The sequence below is a fragment of the Paenibacillus sp. M2 genome, from assembly GCF_046713495.1.
GTDB lineage: Bacteria > Bacillota > Bacilli > Paenibacillales > Paenibacillaceae > Paenibacillus > Paenibacillus amylolyticus_B.
This window is the reverse complement of the sequence record NZ_CP169648.1, coordinates 2,748,500-2,760,504: the sequence shown is the minus strand read 5'-3', so window position 1 is coordinate 2,760,504 and position 12,005 is coordinate 2,748,500. Positions and strand designations below refer to the sequence as shown.

Annotated in this window: 12 protein-coding genes; 1 reads left to right on the top strand and 11 read right to left on the bottom strand. The window is 45.8% G+C overall.

What is annotated here, in order from left to right; all coding sequences use genetic code 11:
• Positions 1 to 44 precede the first annotated feature (44 nt).
• From msrB to ACETMN_RS12875, 9 genes are all read right to left on the bottom strand, one after another.
• Positions 45 to 1,133 carry a peptide-methionine (R)-S-oxide reductase MsrB gene (gene msrB / locus ACETMN_RS12915; RefSeq protein WP_411736200.1) on the bottom strand — a complete coding sequence of 363 codons (1,089 nt, stop codon included), beginning with the start codon at positions 1,131 to 1,133 and terminating at the stop codon, positions 45 to 47.
• Between the two features lie 16 nt (positions 1,134 to 1,149).
• Complete coding sequence (locus tag ACETMN_RS12910; RefSeq protein WP_105598324.1) at positions 1,150 to 1,731, bottom strand: redoxin family protein; 582 nt, start codon at positions 1,729 to 1,731, stop codon at positions 1,150 to 1,152.
• A gap of 18 nt (positions 1,732 to 1,749) precedes the next feature.
• The gene (locus ACETMN_RS12905) at positions 1,750 to 2,475 is read right to left on the bottom strand and encodes a cytochrome c biogenesis CcdA family protein (protein WP_411736199.1); all 726 of its coding nucleotides are present in this window, start codon (positions 2,473 to 2,475) and stop codon (positions 1,750 to 1,752) included.
• Positions 2,476 to 2,509: 34 nt separating this feature from the next.
• The gene (locus ACETMN_RS12900; RefSeq protein ID WP_091016995.1) at positions 2,510 to 3,550 is read right to left on the bottom strand and encodes a sensor histidine kinase; all 1,041 of its coding nucleotides are present in this window, start codon (positions 3,548 to 3,550) and stop codon (positions 2,510 to 2,512) included.
• Positions 3,547 to 4,251, bottom strand: a complete 705-nt coding sequence (locus ACETMN_RS12895; protein WP_017688950.1) for a response regulator transcription factor — start codon at positions 4,249 to 4,251, stop codon at positions 3,547 to 3,549. The genes ACETMN_RS12900 and ACETMN_RS12895 overlap by 4 nt, the downstream gene beginning before the upstream one ends.
• 77 nt (positions 4,252 to 4,328) lie before the next feature.
• The gene (locus ACETMN_RS12890) at positions 4,329 to 4,880 is read right to left on the bottom strand and encodes a hypothetical protein (protein ID WP_091016997.1); all 552 of its coding nucleotides are present in this window, start codon (positions 4,878 to 4,880) and stop codon (positions 4,329 to 4,331) included.
• Between the two features lie 166 nt (positions 4,881 to 5,046).
• On the bottom strand, positions 5,047 to 7,596 hold the full coding sequence (locus tag ACETMN_RS12885) for a beta-mannosidase (protein WP_411736198.1): 2,550 nt from the start codon (positions 7,594 to 7,596) through the stop codon (positions 5,047 to 5,049).
• A 247-nt stretch (positions 7,597 to 7,843) separates the two neighbouring features.
• A complete protein-coding gene (locus ACETMN_RS12880) occupies positions 7,844 to 8,875 on the bottom strand; it encodes a LacI family DNA-binding transcriptional regulator (RefSeq protein ID WP_091017001.1) in 1,032 nt (343 codons plus the stop codon).
• Between the two features lie 189 nt (positions 8,876 to 9,064).
• Entirely contained in the window at positions 9,065 to 10,012 is a 948-nt protein-coding gene (locus tag ACETMN_RS12875; RefSeq protein WP_091017003.1) for a DMT family transporter, read from the bottom strand.
• Between the two features lie 165 nt (positions 10,013 to 10,177).
• Here ACETMN_RS12875 and ACETMN_RS12870 point away from each other — a divergent pair, with 165 nt between their 5' ends.
• The gene (locus tag ACETMN_RS12870) at positions 10,178 to 11,053 is read left to right on the top strand and encodes a LysR family transcriptional regulator (protein ID WP_307543201.1); all 876 of its coding nucleotides are present in this window, start codon (positions 10,178 to 10,180) and stop codon (positions 11,051 to 11,053) included.
• Between the two features lie 37 nt (positions 11,054 to 11,090).
• Here ACETMN_RS12870 and ACETMN_RS12865 read toward each other — a convergent pair whose 3' ends face one another.
• Together ACETMN_RS12865 and ACETMN_RS12860 are read right to left on the bottom strand one after the other, a co-directional pair.
• Positions 11,091 to 11,297, bottom strand: coding sequence for a hypothetical protein (locus ACETMN_RS12865; RefSeq protein WP_091017005.1), 207 nt, complete (start codon positions 11,295 to 11,297; stop codon positions 11,091 to 11,093).
• Positions 11,298 to 11,327: 30 nt separating this feature from the next.
• On the bottom strand, positions 11,328 to 11,810 hold the full coding sequence (locus tag ACETMN_RS12860; RefSeq protein ID WP_411736197.1) for a tetratricopeptide repeat protein: 483 nt from the start codon (positions 11,808 to 11,810) through the stop codon (positions 11,328 to 11,330).
• Positions 11,811 to 12,005 lie beyond the last annotated feature (195 nt).

The following is a 12,005-nucleotide window of genomic DNA, read 5'->3' as shown; positions in this document are numbered from 1 at the left end:
AAATTATGGCGTTATTATATTTTGATAAAGTCAGCTACCCTTCTCTACTCGACAAATGACAATAAATATCCGTATCGTTCTTCCTCCATCTTGTCTAAGGGAATAAACCGGATCGATGAACTATTAATACAGTAACGTTTGCCGCCACGATCTTCGGGACCATCATCGAACACATGCCCAAGGTGGATATCTCCTGCCCGGCTTCGTACCTCCGTGCGCTCCATACTAAAGCTCGTATCCGTTGTATAGGTAACAACCTCTGGTACAATCGGTTTTGTAAAACTCGGCCACCCACAACCAGAATCGTACTTATCCCGGCTGGTGAACAATGGCTCTCCCGTTGCAATATCAACATACAGACCGGGCTCCTCATTATCCCAGTATTCGTTACTGAACGCATGCTCCGTATCATTGTTTACCGCAACTGCATACTGTTCGTCTGTTAATCGTTCCTTTAATTGTTCATCTGTTGGACGTGGATATTGAGCGGGATCAATCCCAATCTCCAGGTCATCCAGGACAGTCATATCAATGTGACAATATCCGTTCGGATTTTTTTCCAAATAATCCTGATGGTACTCCTCCGCCAAATAATAACTCTGCAGAGGCATTACTTCCGTTACAATGGGTTGGTCATATTTTGCTTGCTCTGCCTCTACAGCTTGCTCGATGATTTTGGCATCTTCAGGCAACGTATAATATATTCCAGTCCGATACTGAACTCCACGATCATTGCCCTGCTTATTCAAGCTGGTAGGATCAATTACTCGAAAATAAGATTCCAGCAATTTCTGCAAAGATACTTGCTGCGGATCATATTTTACATGAACAGTCTCCGCAAACCCCTGGTCTCCGCGAATAACATCCTCATAGGTTGGATTCTCTCCTTCACCGTTGGCATAACCGGAAGTCACATCCTGAACCCCTGGAATACGAGCCATATATGCCTCCACACCCCAGAAACAGCCTCCTGCCAAGTACAGGTTACTCAGGTTTTCCTCGGAGACACTCGATGCCTTGACAGGTTGAGTGGATATCGAAGATGAAGATGAATGGCTCTCAGCCCTGTTTCCACAAGCAGACACAACGATCGCTATAACAAGGAGGAACAAGCCGAGCAGCGTCCTTTTCATGACACTTCCTCCCTTCTCACAAAATCTCTTGTAATGATTCCATGATCTGTTCATTAGATGCATGCCCTGGCTGCGATTTCGCTAAAATACCATCAGAGCCAATATAAAAGGAACTAGGATATGCTCTTACGCCAAATTTCTTTGCCCATACACCTTTCTCATCCAAAAGAACAGTTATGTTATCATATGGCTGTTGGTCAAACCATTCGGTAAACGCTTGGGAGGATTTCTCTCCTTTGTAGTCTGGCGTCACAATCGTAATGACTTGAAAATCATTGTTTTGACCAGCCAGATTGTTCAGGTCTTCCAAACCCGCAAGGCAGATGGAGCACCAGGAAGCCCAGTATTTCACATACACTTTCTTGCCTTGAACATCAGAAAGTCCAACCGTGTTTCCTTTCAGATCAAGCAATGAAAATTCAGGAGCCGTCTCTCCCTTGTTCATCATGATTGACGAACTCATATCGGATGTTGATGCCAGGGTTGATGATGACCCCGTTTGTTTTGATTCAGTTTGCTGTGATCCACATGCGCTCAAGATCAACAGGACTCCAGCAAATACGATTACAGATAACATCCATTTCCGTGCCGTCTTCATACCAAATTCCTCCAATGATTATTGAAACCAGGTCACCAAGTTGTTTAGTCGGTCTGTCATTAACAGTAGTCCCATGACAATAAGAATACAGCCGGAAGTTATTTTGATGACACCCATATATCTGTATAAACCACGTATCCGCTTCATAACATATTCCGAAAAAACGGACAGAATCAGGAAAGGAATCGCTAATCCAAGGGTATACAGGAACATGAGAAACCCGCCATACAGTGGAGAGCCTTCTCCTGCGGCGATACCAAGAATGGCAGCCAGCACAGGCCCGATACAAGGCGTCCAGCCAAAACTAAACGTCAGACCCAACAGGAACGCTCCGACATCCCCTCCCCGTTTGGCTTGATCGTTTGACAGCTTTCTCTCCCGTTCCAGCCAGGATAGTCGGATCAACCCGGTTTGATAAATCCCAAAAAGCACCACGATGGCTCCGCAGATGGCAATAAACACAGGACTTGAGATCAAATTACCAACGATGCCGGAACCAAAACCGAGTAATACAAATACCAGAGACAGCCCAAGAACAAATAAAAATGTCCGCAAAACAAGTGTGGACCGCAACCGAATCGAGTTGGTGTCAGGCTGCTGCTGATTCGTACCGTTGACCATACTTCCGGATAGATAAGACATATATACCGGGATCAGCGGCAGAATACATGGCGCAAAAAACGATAACAATCCTGCACCAAAAACGCCGAAAAGAAAAACCAAATCACTGGTCAAGTCATTCACCACCTGAATAAATACTGCGTTTGATTAACCAAGGTTAACGACTGACGTAGATCGGAAGCGTGAACCAGAAGCAGCTTCCTTCTCCTTTTGTACTCTGAACCCCGATCTCGCCACCATGGAGTTCCACAATCGATTGAGCGATAGCAAGGCCAAGCCCGGCCCCACCATTGCTCTTACTACGTGATTTGTCAATTCGATAAAAACGTTCAAATATACGCGAAGTTTCCTCCGCTTCAATGCCTTCCCCTTCATCCGTAACTGAAATTCGTATAAACGGCCCCTTTTCTTCGGCAGCCAGAATAATTTTTCCTTCAATAGGAGAGTATTGAATGGCATTTTGCAACAAATTGGAAAGGACCCGCTTCATTTGTGCAGGCATCATGACCGCGGCTGGTAATTTATCGGGCAAATCGATTTCAACGTTCAGCGTTTTCTCGGCGAGATGAAACGAAAAACTCTCCAACGTACTGAGCAGCAACTCATCGACGTGACAAGGCTGAGGCTCAAATACCTCCCCTTGCGCTTCCAGGCTGGATAATTCGAACAAGTCTTGAATAAGCCCTCCCAAACGCTTCGTCTCAAGTCGTATCGTGTTCAGGTAACGTTGAAAGGTTTCTTTATCCTTAATGACATCATCCTCCAACGCTTCGACGAATGACTGAATGGATGCCAAGGGAGTCCGTAAATCATGGGAAACATTGGCGATCAACTCTCGTCTCGCGGTTTCTGAGTGATGCAGATGATCAAAGCTTTCCTTCAGCTTGGAACTCATTTCATTAAATTGCTGTGCCAGGAGCTTAAATTCCTGCGTACCGATGAGAGGGACTTCCGTATGGAAATCCCCTTCGGCAATTCGGATCGTCTGCTGTGTAATTCGCGCAATTGATTTCTCTAATGGCTTGGTCAGCAAATATTGAAGAATAAATGAAAGCAAGCCTACCCCTGCCGTTATAGCCGATAACCAGTACAGTTGTTCGATCGTAAGCAGCATTTTGGAATAACTGATGAACAAACAAATTAATAATACGCCAATGCCTGTGAGACTGGACAACACCAAGTATGTGCGAAGTTTCATGAACTGCCACCCGCAAACTTATACCCTATACCCCAAACTGTTTTAATATATTTTGGATCAGAAGGATTCTGTTCGATCTTCTCTCGTAATCTCCGAACATGTACAGTCACCGTTGTTGTATCTCCCTCATAGCTAAAATCCCAAATCTTGCTTAACATCTGGTTACGGGAGAACACCTGACCCGGGTGACTTGCCAGCAAATACAACATCTCAAACTCTGTAACGGTCAATTCAATGGCCTGCCCGCTGATGTGCACTTCACGCTTGGTAAAATCAATGGTAAGCCCTTCATAATTGATCGTATATTCAGATGTTGTAACAGGTGATGCCTGCGCAATTCGCATTCTCCGCAGGATTGCCTTCACACGTAAGACAAGTTCTCTTGGACTGAATGGTTTGGTCAGATAATCATCCGCCCCCATCGTCAGTCCCATCAGACGGTCCTGTTCCTCACCACGGGCCGTCAGCATTACGATGGGCACATCCTCAGTTTGCCGAATCTCGTTGCAAACTTCCCAGCCATTCTTATGCGGCATCATCAGGTCGAGCACAATCAAGCTTGGCGTTTGGCTGTGCCACAGCTCAATAGCCTCCAAACCGTCCTTGGCCGTCACAACAAGATAACCTTCCCGTTCCAGATACCTGCGACAAACGTCCGTAATATTTGTATCATCATCAGCAACAAGTACACATTCATTCAAACGAACCCACCCCATATTCCAGAAAATACATTTGAGCCAATCATATCATATGGTGATGGCGATGCTTAGCCCTTAAATTACTTCATTCCCATGGCTGGCATCATGTACTGTTTAATTACAGACTCAGCCGCATACGAATTCCCTTCATGGATGACAGGCATCGATTTTAAGTTAACTTGCATACCGTCTACCATGATTTTTTTCGATCCAATCCACAATTTAATCGTTTTTCCCGCAGGCATCATCGTTTCTTCCATCATTTTGTCATCTTTCATCATCATGTCATCTTCCATCATCATGTCGTCTTCCATCATGTTGTCGTCTTTCATCATCATGTCGTCTTCCATCATGTTGTCATCTTTCATCTTCATGTCGTCTTCCATCATGTTGTCGTCTTTCATCATCTTGTCGTCCATTTTGCCCATATACATCAAAGTTACAGATCTGTCCTTGCTGTCCCACATAATGCTGTAATCATACATTTTGGCTGCCTGTCTCAATTGAACAAGCTCCATGCCATCCTTTTTAATCGTTTTCATATCTGCAGCACTTGCCAATCCAGAAAAGGCCATAGACATCATCAATACCGCTGCTACCATCACTTTTTTGCTCTTATTTGTTTTCATCATTCTTATCACTCTCCATTCGTTTATTACTTACATGGATTACAATAAGCAAGACAGCTTACGATTCTCTAAGCGAAGTATTACGAAACCATTACGATATATAAATGGAGTCCGGTTTCAATAAAAAAACGGTTGAAATCTCTCTTACGAGAGACTCCAACCGTGTCTTCTAGGTCAAACGAATAAAATCAATCATGGATCGAACCTCGATCGGTCCCGGATTTGATATCACATCATTAGACTGCAAACCCTCTCTGGAAGTGAACTGCACCTTCACCGGAATGCCAGGAATCAAGTCGAAGAAGTTATCCGAGAAGACACCCTCCACATCCGAAGATAGCCATACCTGTTTAGCAAGCACATCACTTTCCAGTACCAGATGAACGCCGTTCTCATCCGCTCCCCCACTTACATTGATGTTTGCAGGCTGCAGAGCAAGGTCTTTGGACGGTACAAAATAGTGTTCCTGTACGATATTCGCCGCACCTTCCTGTTTCAGATCCAGGCGCAGCAGCGTGTTAGCAGTATCATGACCTTCTAGCCACTCCACGTTACGTAATGACAGCACTTGATCACCTGTATTAGGTGCCAAGGTCACATCATGTGTTTCATCACGATGCACCGTTCCATCGAATCCGAGCAAACGAATCTGTAACTGCCCTTTTACAGGTTGTAATTGATCCGAGATGATATATATATCTGTTGTATCTTCTTTTGTTCCATCTACCGATACCAACACATCGCTGAAGCTGCGTTTCGCATAATATTGCAATGCTTTCCAACGACCAAGGTAGTCCATACCTGCCCATGAAGCCACCGGCCAGCAGTCATTCATTTGCCAGTAAAGTGTGCCCATGCAGAATGGTTTGCGGCGACGGTGCGCTTCAATGGCTGTCTTCATCGCTTCCGCCTGAAGCACCTGGCTCATATACAGGAACGATGGAAAGTCCTTCGATTCATGCATGTACATATCCATGTACTGTTTGATCAGACGATTACCTGCCCCATTCTTCTGATGAGCGAGCATGACTTCCGATTCCAGAGCCAGATCTTCTTCTTCCGCGTAAGTGCGTACTGACTTGTACTCCGGGAAAGACTGGAATCCGTATTCACTCATGAAACGACCCACATGCACGTTATAGTTTTCGAAAGGTTCTACATTGTGCCACACGCCCCAGTAGTGGATATCCCCTTCGGCTGTGGACGGGTGCGCATGCTGCTTCTCATCTCCTGTCAGGGATACAAGTGGTGAGGAAGGCCAGTAATCCACACCTGGAGCATACGCTTCAACCACTTCTGGCAGCAGATCATGGAAGATGGCTTCGTAATCGGCCCAGATGCTCTCACGCTGGTCGGCAGTAAATTCTTTTTTCCAACCCCATCCACCATTCTCAACATAGTGAGCCCAAGCCGAATCAATCTCGTTGTTCCCACACCAGAGTGCAATACTTGGATGGTTGCGCAGACGTTTCACATTATCAATCGCCTCATGTCTCACACTGTTCAGGAACGCTTCATCTCCTGGATACATGCTGCATGCAAACATGAAGTCTTGCCATACCAGAATTCCGTATTCATCACACAGTTCGTAGAACACATCCTGCTCATAGATTCCGCCACCCCACACACGCAACATATTCATATTGGACTCGGCTGCGGATACGATCTCATGACGATAACGTTCATGAGTAATTTCAGTGATGAAGCTATCATTTGGAATGTGGTTGGCCCCTTTGGCAAAGACCGCAACACCATTTAGTTCAAAGTAAAAGGATGCTCCTGCTTCATCTTTGTCACGTACCAGCCGAATGGAACGAAGCCCAGTCTTCACTGTAGATTCAGCCACAGCTCGCTCACCTTGAAGCACTTCGGTAAGGAAGGTGTACATATGCGGATCACCAAGCCCACGGCTCCACCACAGTTTCGGTTCATCCATGGAGATTGGAATCTCCACAGTCTGAGTTCCGGGTTGTAGCGATACGGATCTTTCCCATCTCTGTCCATCTGCGCCGATACGAATAATCGTATCTACCGCTTGTGATGTCTCAACTTCCACAACAGCAGTTAATGAAGCTGAGGTAGCGCTTACTTCATTTTGCTGGATATACACATCATTGATTCGTACCTGTGTCCAACCTTCAAGACGTGCTTCACGCCAGATCCCACTGGTTACAAAACGCGGACCCCAGTCCCAACCGTAGTGATACGGGGCTTTACGTGCAAAAATACTTACTCTCTTGTCGCCAAGTCCGCCAACATCGGACTGATCATTGGATGCAGGTAATGCATATCCGAGCTTCTCCAGCTTCGGCAGATCTTCCTGAATCGGAGACCGAAAACGTATTCGGAGAATGTTACCGTTCCCCTTCAATACAGCCTTTACATCTGCCCTCCATACTCGGAACATATTATCTGCTGATAACACATGCACCTCATTCACATACACATCCGCATATGTATCCAGACCATCAAACACCAGTTCCAGATGTTCCTGAGAGAACAACCCTTCGGCAACGTCAAATTCCGTCTGATATTCCCAATCTATCTTATCAATCCATTGTACTTCCTTCTCGTTTGTTCCATAAAAAGGATCTGGAATCTTGCCCAGCTTCAGCAAATCTGTATGCACACAGCCGGGCACCTGAGCCGGCATCCACTCTTGATCTTCGCAAGCCTTGAACGTCCAATTCTGAAAAACATGTGATTGTATTGTGCTCATGACAGCCTCCATTGTTGTTAGAGTTGGTAAACATTATTTTGTTAGGTTTTGTTATTATAAAACCAAATAACTTACAAAACAAAATTAACACGATATGCTTCTTATAGTCAATCTGTTTTGTAATTTAATTTATTAAATAGTTTCTGCATAACAAAAAGACATGAAGCTCTAACCTCTCCATGTCTTTCACCTGATTTCATTTACCCGTATGATCATTGTTAAAATAAGCCCGTAAGTTCATATCCCATTACTCTTTACTGGCGTTATACTCCTCACGAATGATTAATTCCGAATAGATCAGCTTGCGTTCATAAGGTTCATCGAGATGTTTGATCCGCCACAACAGCTGATCTACTGCTCTCGTTCCCAGATTCTCTTTGTTAATATGTACCGAGGCAAGAATGGGTTCATCCGTCTGCGTATTGTCAAATCCGGTTACGGCACAACGTTCGGGCACCTGAATGCCTCGACTTTGGAGTGCCTGAATGACAATGACAGCTGTATGGTCATTTGCACACACGATAACTTCAGGGATATCCTCCAGCTCCATTTCAGCAATGGATCTCCTGATCTGATCATACTCTGGTTCCAGCAAGCCTTCTTGCTGTTCCCCCTCCAACTGTTTCTCTTCCAGCACCGTACGATATCCAAGCCAGCGTTCTCTGAAACTTGCCGCATCGGGCAGTTGCCCGGCAAACTGGAACCTTCTGTACCCTTTTCCAACGAGCATGAGAACGAGTTCTTTCATACATTTCATATTGTCCGTAAAAACCGAGTCTGCGTATATGGCAGGGTCTTCATGGTCCACCATGACAAGCGGAATACGCAGTCTGTAAATCTCCAGCAATACCGATGTCGAGATGGTGCCCACGGTAATGACTCCGCTGATTGCTTCGGGATTAAGGACCGAGAACATCCGATCTGAAGAGGGTTCTGTCAGCGTTAAAATATCCATACCCTTCTCATTCAACCTCTCAGAAATGCCATCAAACACAGGCCCCCAGTATAAGGAAGCTCGATTCTGAGAACGAATGTTGGGAAACAAAATCAATATGGTACCTTGTCGCTCCGCTTCTGGCTTCATCTCCGTTGATATCTGTGTCTCCCCCGGATAACGCTTAGGCTCAGTTCTGAAATACCCAAGCTGCCCCGCCGTTCTGACAATCATCTCGCGTGTATGCTCACTCACACCAGGCTTGCCCGTCAGCGCACGGGAGACTGCGAATTTGGACACCCCCGCAGCATCCGCAATTTGCTGCATCGTTACTCTTTTGGCCATCCTACTCACCCGTTTTTCCTAATTTTCCATTCAGTGTAGCATAAAAAACAAAAATCAACAAAACAAGGTTATGTTATTCTTTTGTTGTTAGGTAGTTGTTTATCTGTTTCACAAGGTGTGCAACATAACCAAAAAAGGCCCTCTCCCCACCTTCCATAGAAGATGACGAAAGGACCCTTTGTCCGCCAATTATACGCCTGGTGCTCCGCGATCGCCCAGTTCCGGCTGTAAAACCGGGCGTTTTCTGCGCCAGAAGATAGGCTGTGGAAGTTTGATCTCTGTGATGAGAACACCAACCAACATCAAAGCTGCTCCCGTATACCCTTGCAACGTTAGCGATTCCCCTTGAAAGGTAAATGCAAATGCTGCTGCAAACAGTGGTTCGAGTGAAAAAATCAGACTTGTTCTTGTAGGAGAAGCATGACGCTGCGCGAGTGTCTGCAGAATGTACCCCAAGCCGCTACACAAAACACCTAAGCCAAGAATGGCTGCCCAGGATTCAGCCGTATCGGGCATACGTGGCGTTTCCAGCATAAATGTAGCTGCAATTCCCCACATCGCCGCAACACCCAATTGAACTGTTCCCAATGTTAGTGGATCATGCTTCGGTGTGAACTTGCCAGCAATCATTATATAGATGGCATACACAAGTGCTGCTAGGATGCATAGAATATCTCCCGTGTGCAGACTAAGCTCATGTTGAAGCGTCAGCAAGCCAAGCCCGGTAACTGCAACCAGGATACTGAGCGTCAATCGTTTGTCCGGCATACGACGATGCTGGATGGTCGTCAGGATCGGTACAAATATAACGGCCAAACTTATCAAGAATCCCGCTTGGGATGTCGTTGTTCGTTGTACACCATAGGTGATAAATACAAATGCAGCAAATAAAGCTGTCCCCATAATCGCTCCTGCCACAAGTGTTCTTCGATCCATCTTAAACAACCGCCGATGAAAAAGAAGTCCTGCCGCAATAAAGGCAATTCCAAAACGAAATGCGACCAGATTCAATTCTTGCATGGACTCTAGGCCCGATTTCATAAACAGATAGGATGATCCCCATATGACCGTTGCGAGCAGCATCTGGATGTCCGCTCTTCTTGTTGCCTGACCTTGATTAACCTGTACACCATTCATCTTGCTTCAACCTTCATTCTATGTATTCTGAGCTGTGTGATCGTGCGTCAAACTAACTCGCCTTGGCAAGTATAAACGATCTCTTTGCATTATAAAAATGAATATTTATAATGTATTATATGAAATAAACTCATGTTTTTAAAATGGGAAGGAACGGAGCCATTCATGTCACTGATCAAATACGAAATATTGAATACCGTTGTGGAATATGGCAGTCTCACCAAAGCAGCTGAAGCATTAAACATCACCCAATCCGCAGTCAGCCATGCCATCGCAAGTCTTGAGACAGAATGTGGTTTCTCCCTGCTCCATCGCGGCCGCTCCGGTGTGCGGGTTACTGCTGAAGGGGAACGCATTCTGGGATACACACGTGAGATTCTGCGCTGGACGGAACTGATGAACCAGGAAATCTCCCTCATTCGCGGCGCAGAGATTGGTACCGTGCGTATTGGTACGTTCGCCAGTGTCTCCACACAATGGTTGCCGGGCATCCTGAAACAATTTCGCCTGCGTCACCCGGGAATTGAGATCAAGCTGTGGGAAGGCGATTATGCTGAGATTGAGGGCTGGCTGGCTGGAGGCGCCATCGATCTCGGATTTCTGTCCCTCGGCGATTCATCACCTTTTGAGACGATTCCATTACAAAAAGACAGGATGATGTGCATCCTGCCTCTGGATCATCCTCTCGCCTCAGAGGAGTCTGTTTCATTTGATATTCTGCTGGAGCAACCCTTTATTCTGCCCAAATGGGGCGGAGATAACGAGATCGAACGACTGATCCGGCAGCATGCAGCCAAGCTTAATGTCGTCTATGAAGTAGCCGAAGATCAAGCTATCATGGCGATGGTCCGGAATGGTCTCGGAATCAGTTTGCTGCCGGAAATGGTACTTCAAAATCATACTGATTCGCTCGCGCTCGTGCCACTAACTGGAGATCCTTATCGTACGATTGGCATGGCCTGCCCGTCTTTGGTTAATCTATCGCCAGCTACGCGGCGTTTCATTGAAGAGGTGCAACAGTGGCTCGGCCCGGCTATGTAACTTTGGAGAACTCATTACCTGTCGTCATCAACTTTTTCTATCCGTTACTCGCGTTACTCACAAATTGTATAACACCAAGAGTCAGCAGCAGTATAAATATAACCGCAATCGTGATGCCAAAACCAATCAGGAAGCGTACGCCAGGTGAGCGTTTGTTCTGCTGGCTACCTCCCAGGTTATCCAGCTTTTTCTCAATTTGATCCAACCTTTCATTCACCTGTTTCAGATCTTGATTGGAGTTCATTCATCCATCTCCCTTTTCTGTGTATTCGATCTATTCCCACACCCGATCCAGCTGATCTGCGTAGTAACGGATTGCTCGGTTATAGTCGTTTATTCTCTTATCACTCGATGTGTCCGCGAGTTGTACGAGCAGTCTTTGCATCGCTTCTGCATGTTCACCCAGATTATAGAGCACCATGGCATAGAAAACCTCAAATTCCCGGTACGCCGGGAATTCTTTCATGCCCGTTTCAAACCAAGCCTTTGCCTGCTCATACTGTCCAAGCGTTCGATATGTACTGCCTAGTCCAAGTATTGCACCTGCCCTGTCCTCATCAGAAAGTCCAAGACTCAGTGCCTTCTCATAATGCGGAACAGCTTCTCGCTCTAACCCAAGCGAATCATGCGCCCAAGCCAGCTGATACCAGACATTGGCATTCTCGGGTTCCTGCCCTGTGATCTCTTGCAGAAGTTCAATCGCTTCCTGCACCTTGCCTTCTTGTCTCCATAGTACGGCCTGTTCCAAATTACTCATGCTGTCACTTCCCATCTTGCATTATAATTCCCACATATATGATTCAATTGTTTGATTATACCAAAAAAGCACACCGGAGAATATGTTGTAACAACTCAAGGTTGTCCAAACGCTATTCCCTAGTGTGCTTTTTCATTCGATGCAGCCAACTCGCTTAAGCTGAAATCTCTCTGAAAATGATCTGTTCATCGTCTA

Bases quoted from the DNA above. Each gene is read 5' to 3' on its own strand.
- msrB (WP_411736200.1), bottom strand. From the start codon at position 1,133: ATGAAAAGGACGCTGCTCGGCTTGTTCCTCCTTGTTATAGCGATCGTT.
- ACETMN_RS12910 (WP_105598324.1), bottom strand. From the start codon at position 1,731: ATGAAGACGGCACGGAAATGGATGTTATCTGTAATCGTATTTGCTGGA.
- ACETMN_RS12900 (WP_091016995.1), bottom strand. From the start codon at position 3,550: ATGAAACTTCGCACATACTTGGTGTTGTCCAGTCTCACAGGCATTGGC.
- ACETMN_RS12890 (WP_091016997.1), bottom strand. From the start codon at position 4,880: ATGATGAAAACAAATAAGAGCAAAAAAGTGATGGTAGCAGCGGTATTG.
- ACETMN_RS12885 (WP_411736198.1), bottom strand. From the start codon at position 7,596: ATGAGCACAATACAATCACATGTTTTTCAGAATTGGACGTTCAAGGCT.
- ACETMN_RS12880 (WP_091017001.1), bottom strand. From the start codon at position 8,875: ATGGCCAAAAGAGTAACGATGCAGCAAATTGCGGATGCTGCGGGGGTG.
- ACETMN_RS12875 (WP_091017003.1), bottom strand. From the start codon at position 10,012: ATGAATGGTGTACAGGTTAATCAAGGTCAGGCAACAAGAAGAGCGGAC.
- ACETMN_RS12870 (WP_307543201.1), top strand. From the start codon at position 10,178: ATGTCACTGATCAAATACGAAATATTGAATACCGTTGTGGAATATGGC.
- ACETMN_RS12865 (WP_091017005.1), bottom strand. From the start codon at position 11,297: ATGAACTCCAATCAAGATCTGAAACAGGTGAATGAAAGGTTGGATCAA.
- ACETMN_RS12860 (WP_411736197.1), bottom strand. From the start codon at position 11,810: ATGAGTAATTTGGAACAGGCCGTACTATGGAGACAAGAAGGCAAGGTG.